Origin of the sequence: Halogeometricum sp. S3BR5-2 (genome assembly GCF_031624635.1) — an archaeon.
GTDB classification, from domain to species: domain Archaea; phylum Halobacteriota; class Halobacteria; order Halobacteriales; family Haloferacaceae; genus Halogeometricum; species Halogeometricum luteum.
The window spans coordinates 316,053-331,853 of record NZ_JAMQOQ010000005.1 but is presented as its reverse complement, the minus strand read 5'-3'; the positions used below and the strand labels follow the sequence as shown (position 1 = coordinate 331,853).

Below are 15,801 nucleotides of genomic sequence, written 5' to 3'. Positions count from 1 at the left end.
TCACGTACAATCCGGACGCTTACGTCGCCGCACCGTCGACCTCGGAACGTCCATCAGCGGTCGGCTTCCGACGTTCTCTGTAGACACGGGCGGAGGTATCGCTGCTGGTGGGCGAGGCATTTCGGAGCGCGTCCCACCAGTATCCGAGATGTCGTCCACACGAGTCGCCACCTCACTGGCGGCTTTTCCGGTGGGAGAGCTACACGCTGTGTTCGACGGCGATGGTGTGCTCGATCAGGGAACCGGTCCCGCGTCTGAGGAGTGCGCCGAGCGCCTGCTGGCTTATCTCCAGTTCCTCGCTTATCTCTCCGAGTCTGACCGTTCGGTTCACGTCGTAATAGCCCGCTTCGTACGCCTCGAGGAGCGCGTTTCGTTGCTTGTCGGTCAACCCGTACAGGGCGCTGTCGCGGGCGATACTGTCCGACAAGCGAGTCACCGTCAGGTCGAGTCCCTTCTCCTTGCAGGTGGATTGGAACTCCGCGAACGTCTCTCTATCTTCGGCGATGAGTTCGAATCGCCAACTGCCCTCCGAGCAGATGGCCCGTTGGACCGCGAGGTCGTGCGTCTCCAGGGCGTCGAGCAACCCGTCGACGCCCGGCTTCCACCGCACCTGGAACAGACTCCGTCCGGTCGCACCGTTGAGTTTGTCGACCGACTCCACGTACTCGGAGGCGCGGACCGCCGAAGCGACCGCGTCGTCGTCCTCCGTGTCCGCCCAGAAGTACGGGATGAGGGCCTCTCCGACGGGGACGAACTGGGTGAGTTCGATGTACGTCGCGGCGTCCACGTCCAGCGCCTCTCCGAGGACGAACTCGTCGCTCTGGACGGTGAACTGGAGCAAGGCGGTCATCGGTCCTCACCCCCGGCATCCGTCGACGGACGTGGTCGGAGAGCGAGCAGTGCGGACGGGTCGTGACGGAGATTCGGCTCGTGACTCCGCGAACGGGAAGGTATCATGGTTGACTGGTCTGGGGCGCGTAAAAGCCGATTATGTGTCCACTCGTCTGCGCGACGAACGGACTGCCAGCAACCCACATTAGGGCCCCGTGAGGAACACACAAAGGGGGCGTTCAGTCGTCCCGCTTGTCGTACGGCGTCGACGCATTTAGTCTGTGCTCATACCTATCATGGAGTATCGGGAACTCCGAAAAGTCGGAATATGTTTCCGTTATCGGCGGCGGCGCTCGCGAGCGATTCGGGCGCGCATTCGGTTCTCTCGGGAGAGACGGAGGCGGAGCCGTCGAAATCAGACCGCCGGATTAGTCGGAGAAATTTAATTTCAGATAAACCTTAGAGATACAAATAAGCGTTTCAACGACAGCGTACAGACGTATCATCGAAATCGTCGTCTCACGAGACGTTGACGAGCGGTACTCCCCCGAACCGCTCGTCGCCCCCCAACCATGACAAGTAAACAGTCCGGGAAGACGTCCGGCGTTACCGAATCCGCGATCAGACACTGCGAGGACTGCGGTGGTCGGCGAGAGCACGCGGTCCACCTCGAACTGCTCCGAGGCGAGACCAGAGACGACATCCGAGTCGAAAACCGGGACTACGCGAAGAAACCGTACCGAGTCGTAGCGTGTGTCTACTGCGGGGAGTCGTCGAGAGAGAAGGTCACCTGACGAACGGTTCCCACAGCGAGGAGAACTCTCTCGCCTCGAAGGAGTGTACGCGGAAAAAATCGGATTCGAGGTCGCCTGCAGTTCGCGGTCGTATATCGTCGGAGATACGCTCCGCGATTAGATGACGCGGTTCTGGAGGTAGTCGAGGTGCTTCGCGTTGTAGACGATTTTGACCTCGTCTGCCTCCGGCGACCCGATGCAGGTGAGACGGACGTTCTTGTCAGAGACCTCCTCGTCGGAGAGAATCTGCTGCATGTCCATCTCGATTTCGCCCTCTTTCAGGATGGCCGCGCAGTTCGCGCAGGCGCCCGCGCGGCACGAGAAGGGCCAGTCGTAGCCCTGCGCCTCGGCCGCTTCGAGGATGTACTCGCCCTGGTTGACTTCGAGAGAGCCGTAGTCTTCGTCGTCGAAGTCCGCGTCGGCGGCCTTCTCGAAGAGGTCGTCGTCGTCGATTTCCCAGCCGTTGTCGTCGAGTACTTCGTAGTTGAGGTATTCTACCGTGGGCATCACCGATTGGTTCACGACGCACGCCATTAGACTTTGCTGTTCTTCGCCGAAAATCGGACCCCCAAATCGGCCGAATTTCGGTTATTTGGCCCGCCTAAACCCAATCGCGGTCACAGCGGCGTGACCGAGAACAGCGCGTAGGAGGCGACGGCCGACAGCGACGGCGTGAGTAGCCAGAAGAAGATGACGCGGCCGGTCGTCCCCGGGTCGAACAGGTCCGACCCGGCGAGGTCCGTCTCGGACTCCTCGCCGACCGGCGGCACGTCCTCGCGCGTCTCGGCGGTCAGGGCGTTCACCGACATGCCGGGCGATTTCCCGCCGATGGCCTCGCCGATGGTCACCGTGCGGGTCGCCCGACCCCACCCGAGGCCGACGATGCACATCGTCGCCGAGACGGCGAGGCTGGCGGGGATGCCGATGTACGAGAGGAACGTGATGAGCGACGCCGACACCGTCTCGACGATGAGCGCCGCGAGAATCGGGAGTTCGGTGAGGTCGTTGCCGACGGTGTCGAGCGTCCGGCGGGCGATGGTGAACGCGCCGAGGCCGATGGCGCCCGCGCCGAGGAGGATGCCCTCGTTGATTCCGAGGGCGCCGTTGCCGACGAGGGGCGCGACGGCGTTCGCGGCGTTCGACGCGCCCGCCGAGTAGGCCATGTAGCAGGCGATGACGACGACGAGGACGGTGCTGGCCGCCTCGCGGACGGTGGTGTTCGGCCCCAGTTTCGGCGTCGGGATACCGTATTTGTCTATCTCGACGAGCGGTCCCGGCGAACTGTCGAGTTTGAGTTTCGCGTCGAGGTGCGGGTAGACGTACCGGCCGACCATGGCGCAGGTCCAGAAGGCGATGACGGGGGCGACGATCCACCACGAGACGATTTCGAGCATCACGCCCTCGTCGAGCGTCCCCGTGGCGACGCCGAGACCGGCGATGGCGCCGACGGCGGTCATGGAGGTGGAGGCGGGGACGCCGAACGTGTTCGAGATGAGCAGGGCGAGGCCGACGAAGAAGAGGACGGCGACGCTCGCCGCGAGCGTGAACTCCGACTGCGGGACGATCTGACCGCCCATCGTCTTGATGACCTCCCGTCCGGCGGTCCACGCGCCGAGCAGGGCGAACGCGGTCATCAGCGCGGCCGCGGCGAGTTTGCTGAGGAGGCCGCTGCCGACGGCCGGGCCGAAGGCCACGCCGGTGGAGGAGCCGCCGATGTTGAAGCCGACGAAGACGGCGACGAGGAGGCCGACGACGAGGAGTATTTCGACCACGGGTGAACCTTCGGGGGAGCCGTGGATAAGCGTCATCATCCGGTTCCGGGTTCGACCCCTCGACCCTCAGAGGGCGACGGCGGGGCCGACGGCCGAGAAGACGAGGTACGCGCCGACGGTGGCCACCGCGGGGACGAGGTTCTGCAGGAACACGACTCGCGCCGTCGTCGCCGGCCGGTACAGGGCCGCCCGCCCGTCCGCGTCGAGTCCCGGGTCCGCGGCGTCGAGGCGATCCGGGGGTCCGGGTGCGGTCGGGTCCGGGGTGGGCGAGGGGGATGCGAGGACCGACGCTTCCCGTTCGCGGACCGTCTCGCGCCCCCACCCGAGGCCGACGATGGACATGGTGGCGATGACGACGAAACTGGCCGGGATGCCGAGCCACGACAGCACGGTGACGAGCGTCGCGCTGACAGTCGCGACGACCAGGGCGGCGGTCAGGGGGAGTTCGGTGAGGTCGTTGCCCATCGTCTCCAGCGTCCGGCGGGCGATGGTGAGCGCACCGACGGCGATGGCGACGGCCGCGAGGAGGATGCCCGCGTCCATCGACAGCGAGCCGTTGCCGACGAGGGGCGCAACGGCGTTGGCGACGTTCGACGCGCCCGCGGAGAACGCCATGTAACAGCCGATGGCGACGACGAGGAACGAGCCGGAGAGTTCGCGGCGCGTCGTTCCTTCGCCGAGCGTCGGGACGGGCAGGACGCCGTCGCGACGAAGCGCCAAGAGCGGTCCCTCCGAGCGGTCGATGGCGACCCGCGCGTCGATGTCGGCGTAGGCGTAGCGCCCGACGACGGCGCTGATCCAAAAGCCCGCGAGCGGGGCGACCAGCCACCACGAGACGATTTCCAGGGCGAGTCCGGTCGCGAGTCGGTCGGTCGCCAATCCGTAGCCTGCGACGGCACCGACGGCGGTCATCGAGGTGGAGGCGGGCACGCCGAACAGGTTCGAGACGAACAGGGCGAGGCCGACGAACAGGAGGACGACGACGCTCGCCGCCACGGTGAACGGGTCGCCGACAACGAGGTCCGAGCCGAGCGTCGTGACGACGCGCCGGCCGACGGTCCAGCCGCCGAGGAGGGCGAAGACGCCCATGAGCGCCCCCGCGCCGAGTTTCGAGACGGTTCGGCTGCCCACCGCGGGACCGAAGGCGACCCCGGTGTTCGACCCGCCGATGTTGAATCCGACGAAGAAGGCGACGGCGATACCGACGAGAAGGAGTGCTTCGGTCACGTTCGAACTGCGGAACGGGGGGCGTTAAACCCCCCAGACGGTCGTCTTCGGGTAGTCGAATCCGCGCTCAGTTCGTCGTCCCCTCGATGGCCTGTTCGAGGTCCGCGACGATGTCCGCGGCGTCCTCGACGCCGACGGAGAGGCGGACCATGTCGGGCGTCACGCCCGCGGCGGCCTGTTCGTCCTCCGTGAGCTGCTGGTGGGTCGTCGACGCCGGGTGGATGACGAGCGTCTTCGCGTCGCCGACGTTGGCGAGCAGCGAGGCGAGTTCGACGCCGTTCACGGTTCCCCTCGCAGCCTCGTAGCCCTCCGCGAGGCCGAACGTTATCATCCCGCCGTAGCCGCCCTCCAAGTACTTCGAGGCCTCCTCGTGCGTCTCGTGGGATTCGAGGCCGGGGTAGTTCACCCACGAGACGGCGTCGTGGTCCTCCAGGAACTCCGCGACGGCCATCGCGTTCTCGCAATGTTTCTCCATCCGCAGCGGGAGCGACTCTATCTTCTCCAGGGTGGTCCACGCGTCGAACGGCGACTGGGCGTTACCCAAATCGCGCAGGCCGCGGGCGATGGCCGCGTAGGTGAACGCCGCATCGCCGAACCGCTCGGAGAAGTCGACGCCGTGGTACGCCGGGTTCGGTTTCGCTATCTCGGAGTACTTCTCGGCGTGGTCGGTCCACGGGAACGACCCGCCGTCGACGAGGACGCCGCCGATGGTCGTGCCCGCGCCGTGAATCCACTTCGTCGTCGACTCCCACACCAAGTCGGCGCCGTGTTCGAGCGGTCGGCAGAGGTAGGGCGTCGCGAACGTGTTGTCGACGAACAGGGGGACGCCGTTGTCGTGCGCCACCTCCGCGAGACGCTCGAAGTCGGGCGTTACCAGGGCGGGGTTGCCGATGGTCTCGACGTGGACGAACGCGGTGTCGTCGTCGATGGCCTCGTCGTAGGCGTCGTAATCCAGCGTGTCGACGAACTTCGTCGTGACGCCCCGCCGCTCGACGGTGTGCGTGAGGTAGGTGTACGTCCCGCCGTACAGCGACGAGGCGGAGACGATGTTGTCGCCCGCCTCGGCGAGGAGGAACGTGGCGAGGTCGAACGCCGCCATCCCGGAGGCGGTGGCCGCCGCGCCGACGCCACCTTCGAGGGAGGCGAGTCGCTCCTGCAGCATCGCCACCGTCGGGTTCATCAGCCGCGAGTAGATGTACCCCTCCTTCTCCAGGGCGAACTGACCCGCGGCGTCCTCGGCGTCGTCGAAGACGTAGGAGGTGGTCTGGTAGATGGGCGGCGCGCGCGCCCCGGTGGCAGCGTCCGGTTCCTGCCCGGCGTGGAGGCTTCGCGTGCTGAACCCCGGCGTTCCGTTCGCGTCGTTCCCGTCGGTTCCGTCGTCCGCGTTGTCTGTGTCGTCCGCCATGCGCGTGAGGACGCGTGACGGGGTGTTAAAACGAGGCGGCGCGCGCGGCGGACCGCGTCAGGTCGCGTCGCCGCGTGCCGCGTTCAGCGACGCCCCGGAGAAGAACAGGAGAAGGCCGACGACGCCAGCCACGAGTACGACGAGCGGCGAGAGCGCGTACAGGGCGAGGCCGAGAGCCGCGACGGCGATCAAGAGCGTGCCGACGGTGATAGCCCACGGCCGACCGCGGCCCGCGGCGACGGCGAGGCCGACGAGGGCGACGACGACACCGGAGAGACCGATGACGACGAAGACGTTGAGTTCGCCGGCGAGCAGCGCGTCGAGACCTCTCGGGACCGTCGCGGACCCGACGAGCAGACCGTAGTAGGCGACGAAGGCGCCGACGGCGGCGGCGAGGAGGCCGCCGAGTCGACCGATGAGACGAGCGAACGACATACGAACGGCGTCGTTCGGGGACGGGAAAGTCGCTTCGGGTCCATCCGGGTGGTCTCGCGGACGGTGCGTCCGGTCGGACCACAGCCACTCCGAACCCCGACTGCGGGACACCGGCTCCGGCGCGCGAGTCACTCGTCCGTACTGAGGCGGTGACGCGCTCGATATCAGAATAGATATTCTATACGGAACGTATTTGTCGCCGGTACGAATCGACTCCGTACATGCAAAGCAAACGATGGGAACTGTACGTCGAAGACAACGTTCTCGTGGCGGACTTCCACGCGGACATGGATCTGACCGACGAGATGTTCGCGGAGGTGAACGAGCGGTTCGAGAAACTCGCCTCTCGACCGGCCGTCGACACGCACGTGTCGGTTCTGGAGATGGAGTCGCCGCTGAACTCCGACGTCTTCGAACGGGCGAACGAGGCCGCGGAGGCGGGCGTCGAGTTCGGTATCGACCGCTGGATTATCGTCTCCGATACCATCAAGAACATGGCGCTCCGGAGTCGGATCGACGACCTCCCGGAGGTCGAAGTCCTTCTCGCCGACGACAAGGCGGAAGCGATGCGGATGGCGACGCGGTAGCCGTTCGGAGCCTCACGCGGCGCGTCGGCCTCCGTAGCGCGTCCGACGCGCTCGTTCTCTTTTCCGAATGCGGCGATTTCGCCGCGAGCGTTCCTCCGCTCACCGACTGAACAGCGAGGAGTGCACCGGCGCGAAGTCCCGGTCGTCCGGCAGCGACTCGGGTTCCTCCTCGGTGTCGTGAATCGCGCGGCCCTCGACGCCCGCGTCGAGGAAGTCCCTGAGCGGCGGGCCGACCTTCTCGGGTTCGACGAGGAAGGCGTCGTGGCCGTGGTCGGACTCGACGACGTGGTGGGCGACGGGGGCGTCGAGTTCGCGGAGCGACTCGGCCAGCGACTCGGACTGCTCGGTCGTGAAGTGCCAATCGCCCGTGAAGGAGAGCAGCAGCGTCTCGCCCTCGAAGGCAGCGAGGGCGTCGGCGTCGCTCTCGTACCCCTCCGCGAGGTCGTAGTCGTCCATCGCGCGCGTGAGGTAGAGATAGGAGTTCGCGTCGAAGCGCTCGACGAACTTCTCGGCCTGGTAGTCGAGGTAGGACTCCACGTCGCGGTAGGGGAAGTACGCGGCCGCGGGGTCCGTCGGGAACGACTCCCGTTGGGCGTCGCGGCCGGCGGCGCGCCGGCCGAACTTCCGCTCCATCGACGCTTTCGAGAGGTACATCACGTGGCCGAGTTGGCGGGCGAGGGCGAGGCCGTCCGTGGGCGGGTCCGAATCGTAGTAGTCGCCGCCGTTCCAGTCCGGGTCGGTGGTGATGGCGCGCCGCGCGATGGCGTCGAGGGCGAGACACTGCGGGTCGAGGCGGCCGGCGGCGGCGACGACGGCGAGGTGATGCACGTCGTCGGGGTAGCGCTGCGCCCAGTCGAGAGCGTTCATCCCGCCGACGCTGCCGCCGACGACGGCGTGCAGGCGGCCGACGCCGAGTTCGTCGAGGAGGAGACGCTGGGCGCGCGTCCAGTCGCCCACGGTGACCGGCGGAAAGTCCGTGCCGTACGGTTCGCCGTCCGGACCCGGAGAGGCGGGGCCGGTCGTCCCGTAGCAGGACCCGGGGACGTTCGCGCAGACGACGTAGTAGTCGTTCGTGTCGATGGCCTTGCCCGCGCCGACGATGTCGTTCCACCACGCGCGGGCCTGTCCGGCCGTGTTCGTCCCGTAGCCCGCGACGTTCTGGCTGCCGGTGAGGGCGTGGCAGACGAGGACGGCGTTGTCGCCGTCGAACTCGCCGTAGGACTCGTAGGCGACCTCCAGAGAGGGGATGTCGGCCCCGCACTCGAAGTCGAACGCGCCCACGTCGACGGTGCCGCTGTCGGTCTGCATCTTACCGAACCGCCTCCGCGGCCCGGCGAATCGACTCGTCCAAGTCGGCGACGATATCCGCCGAGTCTTCGATGCCGACGGAGAGGCGGAGCATGTCGGGGCCGACGCCCGCCGCCCGTTGCTCCTCGGCGCTCAACTGCGCGTGCGTCGTCGAGGCGGGGTGGATGACGAGCGTCTTCGCGTCGCCGATGTTGGCGAGGAAGGAGGCGAGGTCGGTGTTCTCGCAGGTGCGCTTGGCCGCCTCGTAGCCGTCCGCGAGGCCGAAGGTGACCATACCGCCGTAGCCTCCCTCTAGGTATTCGCTCGCGTTCCCGTGCGTCGGATGGTCCTCGAATCCGGGATAGGACACCCACGCCACGTCGTCGTGACCGCGGAGGAACTCCGCCACTTCGCGGGCGTTCGCGCAGTGTTTCTCCATCCGAAGCGGGAGGGTCTCGACGCCCTGAATCGTCTGCCACGCGTCGAACGGCGACTGCTGGTTTCCGAGGGTGCGGAGCGAGCGCTGACGCGCGGCCATCGCGAACGCCCGGTCGCCGAATCGCTCGACGAAGTCGACGCCGAACGCGGGGTTCTCCCCGGAGAGTTCATCGTAGTCGGCGCGCGCCCACGGGAACGTCCCGCCGTCGACCAGTATCCCGCCGACGGTCGTCCCCGACCCGTGAATCCACTTCGTCGTCGACTCCCAGACGATGTCGGCGCCGTGTTCGATGGGTCGGCACAGGTAGGGCGTCGCGAACGTGTTGTCGACGACCAACGGGGCGCGCGCCTCGTGGGCGATGTCGGCCAGACGCTCGAAGTCCGGCGTCTTCAGCGAGGGGTTGGCTATCGTTTCGACGTGGACGAACGCCGTGTCCTCGTCGACGGCCTCCTCGTAGGCGTCGTAGTCGAGGGTGTCCACGACGCGCGTCTCGACGCCGCGGCGCGAGGCCATCTTCGTGAGGTACGTGGAGGTGCCGCCGTACATGTCCGCGGAGGCGACGACGTTGTCGCCGACGGAGGCGAGGATGCTCGCGGCGGCGTCGAAGGCGGCCATACCGGAGGCGGTGGCGACGGCGCCGACGCCCGATTCGAGCGCCGCCAGCCGGTTTTCGAGCACGCGCGTCGTCGGGTTCGAGATGCGCGAGTAGACGTCCCCCTCGGCGTCCAGCGAGTAGAGGTCGGCGGCGCGGTCGGCGTCCTCGAACAGGTACGAGGTGGTCTGGTAGATGGGCGGCGCGCGCGACCCGGTGGCCGAATCCGGCTCCTGCCCGGCGTGGAGGCTCCGGGTGTGGAACCCGTGTGTCATGTACTACACGCATATTCCCCGTGAGAGATATAACCTACGGTTACGGTAGCCGACGGCGGCGGGTCGGGCGCACCGAAGTGTTTTTTCGCTCCGCAGAACGTCTCCGAGGCATGTCGAATCAGACGGGCGCGGCGGACGCCCGAATCGAGGTGGGGTACGACGCCGCGGTGTACGAACGGTTCCGGGGCGGGGAGTCGAACCCCGAGGCGGTCGTCCGGGTGTCGGCCGACGGTCGGGAACTGACGCGCGGGCGCGACGGACTGCGCCGATACTGCGGCCGACTACTCGACGCCGCTGAGTCGGTGCTCGCCGGCGACGCCGCGACCGTCGAGTGCTACGGCGGCGGCGGACGGTACCGCCTCGTCCCCGCGGGCGAGACGCTCCGAATCGTCCCGGACGCCGCGGTGCGGACGGGCACCGACGGAGAGACGGCAATCGAAGGCGCGGGGGCGGAGAGCGCGGACGGAGGCGGGGACCGGGACGCGGGCGTCGCCGTCGACCGCGAGGGGTTCCTGACCGAGATACTGCGGACGGCCGAGACGTTCTGCGACGTGGCCGTCGGGGCGAACCCCGCGCTGGCGGCGGACGTCGCGCCGGTCCGGGAACGCGTCGGCGCCGCCCGCGTCGCCGCCGCGGGGTTCGGGGAGTGGGGCCTGCCCGTCCGCCTGCTCGACGCCGTCCCGGAGACGGCGTACGGCGGGACGGTGTACGCACAGACGGCCGTCGTCGCCGCCGGCGACGCACGATTCGGCGCTTTCGACGGCGACACGCTGGCCGACGACACCGCGCGCGACGCACCGGCCGCCGCCCGAATCTGGCTCTCGGACGTCGAGACGGTCGACCGCGGCGACGGCGTCGGACGGCACGTCGAACCCAACCCGGACGCCCTCGTCTGGCACGACCACGCCTTCGCCGGCGAGGTGGTCTCGGTGGGTCCGGTGCCGGCGTCGGCCCGCACGCCCGCCGACCGCGCCCCCGAGCGGTACGCGCTGTTGCACGTCGGCGCGGGAACGGTGGCGTTCGACCCCGACGAGGTGGCGGCGGGCGACGGAAACGGTGCAAACGGCGGTTCGGTCGCGGTCGGCGACTTCCTGCGACTTCGGGCCTCGCGCGTCCACCTGAGCGACATCGCCGTCACCGACGCGCCGTCGCTGACCGACCGGTCGGACGCGTCGCTGCGCGACTCGCTGTCGGACCCCTCGCGCCGCGCCGCCGCCGCCGCCGAACTCGCCCGGCGCGGGGCCGAGGACGCCGCGGACGCCCTCGTCGACTGCCTCCGAACCGACCCGCCGGTGGCGGACCGCCGCGCCCTCGTCCGCGCGCTCGACGTGCTGGACGACCGCGCGGCCGTGCCGGGACTGGTCGACCGACTGGCCGACCCCGACCCGGACGTGCGCCGGGCCGCCGCGGGCGCCCTCGCCACCATCGGCGACCCCGAGTCGATAGACCCCCTGCTGGCCGCCGTGCGCTCGGAGTCCGACGCCGCCACGCGCCGCGCCGTCGCCCGCGCGGCCCGCGACGTCGATCCGACGAACGCCCTCGACTACTTCGCCGGCCTCGTCCGCACCGACACCGACCCCGAGGTGCGCGAGACGGTCGTCCGCGTGCTCAGCGGGACGCGCAGCGTCCACGCGGAGGCGCTGGTCGTGGAGGCGCTGGACGACCCGGACACCGCCGTCGCCTGCGAGGCCATCGACGCGGTCCGATGGCTCACCGACGAGCGACCCGTCGGCGGCCTCCTGCGCCGCCTCATGGACGACGACCCGACGGTCAGGGCCGCCGCCGCCGGCGCCTTCGTCGAACTCGGCGCGCGCACGCCCGACTACCACGGCGAGGGGGCGTTCGGCCCGGAGACACGGACGCGCGTGGTCCGCTCGCTGCTCGAACGGTTGGACGACGAGAGCGCCGCCGTCAGGGCGACGGTGATAGAGGCGCTCGGGTCGCAGGCGCACCCCGAGTCGGTCGCCCCCCTGTGCGACGCCTACGACCGGGATACGGAGTGCCGGCCGAGCGTCGTCGACGCCCTCGGCCGCATCGGCGACCCGCGGGCCATCCCTACCGTCGTCGCCGCGTTGGACGACGACCGGCCGGGCGTCCGGCGCCGCGCCTGCCGCGCCTGCGCCCGCCTCGGCACCGCCGCGGGCGTCTCCCGACTCTGCCGCCTCGCCCGCGAGGACCCCCGGCCGGCCGTCCGCGTCGAGGCCGTGGAGGCGCTGGGCCGCGTCGGCGACGACCGCGACGAGGTGTTCGACGCCTTAGAGGCCATCCTCGACGTCCGGGAGGCGGGCGTCGACGCCCGCGGGGCCGAGCGCGACCGCTCCTCGGCGTTCGGCGGCGCGGAGAACGCGGACCTCCGCTGGGAGGCGGTGACGGCCCTCGGCCGACTCGACCACCCGCGCTCGCGCTTTCTCCTCCGGTGGGTGGCCGAGGAGGACCCCGACGACTCGGTCAGAGACCGGGCGCGCAGTCGGTTGGAGTAGCGTTCACTCTGGAGCGGCGCCGTCGCCGTTCCCACCGCCGTCGCCGTCGCCGGACCGCCGCCGACCGCCGCGGCCGAGTATCCGGTCGCCCGCGAACGCGAGCGCCGCGCAGACGGTGAGGAGCGCGAACGGGGCGACGAAGCCGCCGATGCTGAACCCCGTGAGGAAAGCGAAAAACGCGACGAGAACCGCCAGCGCACCGAGAGCTCCGAGCGCCTCGTCGACGACGGCGTTCCAGACGAGGAGCGCGAGGACGGCGAGCACGCCGGCCCAGAACGCCACGGTGGGCGCGTTCTCGGCACCCAGTCCGCCGCGGTCGACGAGGGAGACGCCCGACGGGGAGACGGAGACGTAGGGAAGAACCAGATAGACGAAGAGTCCGACCGCGCCCGCCACTCCGGCGAGCGTCGCGAGCAGACCGAGTCCGCGGCCGAGCGAGGCGAGACGGGAATGCGAACTAGTCACACGAACAGTTGGTAGCGGACTGACAAAAGGTTGGAGGGAGGACGAGCGAGGGACTGCGAGGGTCACTCCGACGACGTGCGTCGCGTCAGGGCGTCCTCGAACGGTCGGGAGTTCCGTACGAGGAGCGTTCCGAGGACGCTCGTGACGAGGACGTAACCGACGGTGAACGCCGGAATCGTCTCGCGGAGCGCCGGCGTCGTTCCGGCCGCCGCCAGAAACGCCGCGATGACGAGCGAGAACTCCCCGCGGGGGGCGAGCGCGCAGCCGACGCGAACCGCGCGTCGACGGTCCAGCCCGTACGACCGACCGGCGAGGAAGCCGCTGAAAAGCTGTCCCGCGGTGGTGAGTACCGCCGCGACGACGACGAGACCGCCAGTGGCCGAGAGGAGCGCCGGGTCAGTCCCGAGGCCGACGGCGACGAAGAAGACGGCCGCGAACGCGTCCCGACTGGGCGCGAGGAGACGCTCGATCCGCCTGGTGTGTCGAGTCCGACCGAACGCCGTTCCGACGAGGAACGCCGCGACGGCTTCGCTCACGCCGACGGCGATGCCGGCGCCCGCGACGACCGCCCCCGCGCCGAGGACGCCGACGACGAACAGTTCCGGGGACTCGGTGTCGAACAGTCGGTCGAGCGCGCCGGCCCCGTAGTAAGCAAGGAGGAGGAGACAGAGGAGGAACGCGAGCGACCGCCCGACGGAGGACAGGACCGCCGAGGCGTCGGTTCCGCCGAGCAGAAACACCGAGAGGACGGCGAACGTCACCGCCGTGATGACGTCCTCGATGACGACGATGCCCAGCACCGCCCGTCCCTCCGAGTCGGCGATCCAGCCGAGGTCGATGAGCGACTTGGCGATGATGACCGTCGAGGAGTTGAAGACGACGAGGGCGAAGAAGCCGGCCTCGAGGAGGGAGAACCCGAACGCGAGCCCGAGTCCGAATCCGAGAGGGACGCTGACGCCGACGTCGACGGCGCCGGCGCGAAGAAACTTAGTCCGGTTCGTCAGCAACTGGTCCAAACTCAGTTCGAGGCCCACGAAGAACAGGAGGAGGACGACGCCGAGGTCGCCGAGCAGTCTGACGACGTTCGGGTCTTCCACAAGCGTCAGGGAGGCGCCGCCGACCGTCGGGGCGTACGGGCCGACGAGGACGCCGAGGAGGATGTACGCCGGAATGACCGACTGGTCGACCCTGAGCGCGACCGCGCCCGCCGCGGCGAGCAGCGAGAGCAGCAGTCCGACCGTGAGGAGGAGGTTGAGTTCGACCACGTCGGCCTACTCCCGGGCGCAGGCGCGGGCGCGTCCGCCGAACGCCGTGCCCGACTGCGAGCGGTCCGATTCGTTCACGAGGAGAGGTGCTCCGAGAGTGCGTCCTGCGCCTCGTCGTCACCCACGACGACGAGCGTGTCGCCCGGACGAATCTCCGTGTCCGGGTCCGGGTTCGAGAGCGTCGACGACCCGCGCTGAATGGCGAGCACGGAGACGCCGGTTCGACTCCGGAGCGCCGCCTGCCGGAGCGACCGGTTCGCAACCGGCGAACCGTCCGTCACTTCGATCCATCTGATCCGGGCGTCTCGCAGCGTCTCCTCTAGCTCCTCTCCGGCGTGGAAGTACGTCCCGTCGAATATTTCGGCGATCTTCCGCGCCTGCGATTCGGTGGCCTCGAACAACTCCTCGCCGTCCGCGTCCGAGTCGCCCCGCCAGTAGGTCTGCCGGGTTCCGTCGTCGTGTATCAGGACGGCGAACTCCCCGCCCGAAGGGAACCGGAGCGTGTACCGCAGACCGACGCCGGGAATCCGCGTTTCGAACACCTTCATGCGTACGGGTTCGCGAGAGGGGAGTATCGTCGTTGCGGTCGTTTCGCGGGCGTCTCCGGGAACCGACCCGAGAGTGCGAACCGCCTCCGACGTGTCAGTCGTCCGCCGGCGCGGATTCCGACTCTACCGCGTCGAGTTCCGCGCGCGCGGCGTCCAGACCCGCCTCGACGTCCACGTCGACGCCGGCGTCGTCCATCGCCTCGCCGACGGTGCGGACGCCGCGGAGGATGGCGTCGTCGGGGAGGCCGCCCATGTTGCTGACGCGGAATATCTCTCCGCCGAGGTGGGCCTGCCCGCCGGAGATGCTGACGTTCCGCTCCGCGACGCCGTCGAAGAAGGCGTCTGCGTCGTCGCCGTACACCGTCTCGGGCAGGGAGACGGCCGTGACGGTGTTCGAGTAGTCGCTCTCCTCCTCCAACTCGGCGAACAGGTCCAGCCCCATCGCGGCGAACCCCTCGCGGAACGCCGCCGCCTGCCGGCGGTGCCGGCGGATGCGCGTCGGCATCGTCTCCTCGACGATGTCCTCGACGGCGACGGCCAGCGCCCGGAACAGGGGGACGGCGCTGGTGAAGGGCGTCTGGTGGCTCTCCGCCTTGCGGAGGTGCCACTCCAAGTCCTCGTAGAACGGCGCGGACTCGCCGTCCAGTCGCTCCTCTACGTCGCTGGACACCCACATCGCGCTGACCCCCGGCGGCGCGGCCAGCGCCTTCTGCGAGTCGGTGACGGCGATGTCGACGTTCCACTCCTCGAGGCGGAACTCGTCGCCGCCGATGGAGGTGACGCCGTCGACGACGAACGTGGCGTCGTGTTCGGCGGCAATCTCGCCCACCTCGGCGACGGGGTTCAGGATGCCCGTGCTGGTCTCGTTGTGGACCATCGTCACCACAGCGGTGTCGTCGGTGACGGCCTCGCGCACGTCGTCGACGGAGAGGGAGGTACCCCACTCGGCCTCGACGCGCGTCGCCTCGCCGGCGTGGCGGTCGGCGATGCGTGCGAAGCGGCGCCCGAACTTGCCGTTGACGAGCGAGACGACTTCGTCGCCCTCGCCTGCGAGGTTGGCGACGGCCGACTCCATGCCCATCGTCGCCGTCCCGTTCAGGACGAGCGACGTGCCCCCCGAGTCGGGGGCGGTGGACGACCCGTCGAGCGTCGACTCGGTGAACACGTAGTCCAACCCGTCCTGCGCCCGTTCGTACACCGCCTCGAAGTCGGCGGACCGGTGCGAGACCATGGGTTCGTCCATCGCCGCCGACACCTCGTCGGTCACCGGCACCGGGCCGGGGTTGAGGAGGAGAAACTCCTCTTCGTCCTCTGTCATAGTTGGCCGATTGTGGTCCCCACGAATAAGCGATGCGGGTGTGTGCAAACGTCGCCGTCGCCGCCGTTCGTTCACACGGGT

The 15,801-nt window shown here is 69.1% G+C and carries 15 protein-coding genes; 3 read left to right on the top strand and 12 right to left on the bottom strand.

The window, feature by feature from the left end; translation table 11 throughout:
- Nucleotides 1-199: 199 nt before the first annotated feature.
- Nucleotides 200-850, bottom strand: coding sequence for a helix-turn-helix domain-containing protein (locus NDI79_RS18335; protein WP_310930111.1), 651 nt, complete (start codon nucleotides 848-850; stop codon nucleotides 200-202).
- Between the two features lie 553 nt (nucleotides 851-1,403).
- On the opposite strand from NDI79_RS18335, the gene NDI79_RS18330 reads away from it, so the two are divergent.
- A complete protein-coding gene (locus tag NDI79_RS18330) occupies nucleotides 1,404-1,625 on the top strand; it encodes a DUF7835 family putative zinc beta-ribbon protein (protein ID WP_310930110.1) in 222 nt (73 codons plus the stop codon).
- 117 nt (nucleotides 1,626-1,742) lie between these two features.
- Here NDI79_RS18330 and fer read toward each other — a convergent pair whose 3' ends face one another.
- The 5 genes from fer to NDI79_RS18305 all read right to left on the bottom strand — a co-directional run bounded on the left by fer (nucleotide 1,743) and on the right by NDI79_RS18305 (nucleotide 6,464).
- Complete coding sequence (gene fer / locus NDI79_RS18325) at nucleotides 1,743-2,132, bottom strand: ferredoxin Fer (protein ID WP_310930109.1); 390 nt, start codon at nucleotides 2,130-2,132, stop codon at nucleotides 1,743-1,745.
- Nucleotides 2,133-2,242: 110 nt separating this feature from the next.
- Nucleotides 2,243-3,397 carry an inorganic phosphate transporter gene (locus NDI79_RS18320; RefSeq protein ID WP_310930108.1) on the bottom strand — a complete coding sequence of 385 codons (1,155 nt, stop codon included), beginning with the start codon at nucleotides 3,395-3,397 and terminating at the stop codon, nucleotides 2,243-2,245.
- Nucleotides 3,398-3,463: 66 nt separating this feature from the next.
- On the bottom strand, nucleotides 3,464-4,624 hold the full coding sequence (locus NDI79_RS18315) for an inorganic phosphate transporter (protein ID WP_310930107.1): 1,161 nt from the start codon (nucleotides 4,622-4,624) through the stop codon (nucleotides 3,464-3,466).
- 67 nt (nucleotides 4,625-4,691) lie between these two features.
- Nucleotides 4,692-6,029, bottom strand: coding sequence for an O-acetylhomoserine aminocarboxypropyltransferase/cysteine synthase family protein (locus NDI79_RS18310; protein WP_310930106.1), 1,338 nt, complete (start codon nucleotides 6,027-6,029; stop codon nucleotides 4,692-4,694).
- A 57-nt stretch (nucleotides 6,030-6,086) separates the two neighbouring features.
- Entirely contained in the window at nucleotides 6,087-6,464 is a 378-nt protein-coding gene (locus NDI79_RS18305) for a hypothetical protein (RefSeq protein WP_310930105.1), read from the bottom strand.
- 221 nt (nucleotides 6,465-6,685) lie between these two features.
- Here NDI79_RS18305 and NDI79_RS18300 point away from each other — a divergent pair, with 221 nt between their 5' ends.
- Complete coding sequence (locus NDI79_RS18300; protein ID WP_310930104.1) at nucleotides 6,686-7,051, top strand: hypothetical protein; 366 nt, start codon at nucleotides 6,686-6,688, stop codon at nucleotides 7,049-7,051.
- Nucleotides 7,052-7,150: 99 nt separating this feature from the next.
- Here NDI79_RS18300 and metX read toward each other — a convergent pair whose 3' ends face one another.
- Both metX and NDI79_RS18290 read right to left on the bottom strand, forming a co-directional pair.
- Nucleotides 7,151-8,359, bottom strand: coding sequence for a homoserine O-acetyltransferase MetX (metX, locus tag NDI79_RS18295; RefSeq protein WP_310930102.1), 1,209 nt, complete (start codon nucleotides 8,357-8,359; stop codon nucleotides 7,151-7,153).
- Between the two features lies 1 nt (nucleotide 8,360).
- A complete protein-coding gene (locus tag NDI79_RS18290; RefSeq protein ID WP_310930101.1) occupies nucleotides 8,361-9,644 on the bottom strand; it encodes an O-acetylhomoserine aminocarboxypropyltransferase/cysteine synthase family protein in 1,284 nt (427 codons plus the stop codon).
- Nucleotides 9,645-9,754: 110 nt separating this feature from the next.
- On the opposite strand from NDI79_RS18290, the gene NDI79_RS18285 reads away from it, so the two are divergent.
- The gene (locus NDI79_RS18285) at nucleotides 9,755-12,124 is read left to right on the top strand and encodes a HEAT repeat domain-containing protein (protein WP_310930100.1); all 2,370 of its coding nucleotides are present in this window, start codon (nucleotides 9,755-9,757) and stop codon (nucleotides 12,122-12,124) included.
- 3 nt (nucleotides 12,125-12,127) lie between these two features.
- Here NDI79_RS18285 and NDI79_RS18280 read toward each other — a convergent pair whose 3' ends face one another.
- The 4 genes from NDI79_RS18280 to NDI79_RS18265 all read right to left on the bottom strand — a co-directional run bounded on the left by NDI79_RS18280 (nucleotide 12,128) and on the right by NDI79_RS18265 (nucleotide 15,720).
- The gene (locus NDI79_RS18280) at nucleotides 12,128-12,589 is read right to left on the bottom strand and encodes a hypothetical protein (protein ID WP_310930099.1); all 462 of its coding nucleotides are present in this window, start codon (nucleotides 12,587-12,589) and stop codon (nucleotides 12,128-12,130) included.
- 62 nt (nucleotides 12,590-12,651) lie between these two features.
- Nucleotides 12,652-13,854, bottom strand: coding sequence for a cation:proton antiporter (locus NDI79_RS18275; RefSeq protein WP_310930098.1), 1,203 nt, complete (start codon nucleotides 13,852-13,854; stop codon nucleotides 12,652-12,654).
- A gap of 74 nt (nucleotides 13,855-13,928) precedes the next feature.
- On the bottom strand, nucleotides 13,929-14,402 hold the full coding sequence (locus tag NDI79_RS18270; RefSeq protein ID WP_310930097.1) for a cation:proton antiporter regulatory subunit: 474 nt from the start codon (nucleotides 14,400-14,402) through the stop codon (nucleotides 13,929-13,931).
- 94 nt (nucleotides 14,403-14,496) lie between these two features.
- Nucleotides 14,497-15,720 (bottom strand): pyridoxal-phosphate-dependent aminotransferase family protein, encoded by a 1,224-nt coding sequence (locus NDI79_RS18265; RefSeq protein WP_310930096.1) that lies wholly within the window; start codon nucleotides 15,718-15,720, stop codon nucleotides 14,497-14,499.
- Between the last annotated feature and the right edge of the window lie 81 nt (nucleotides 15,721-15,801).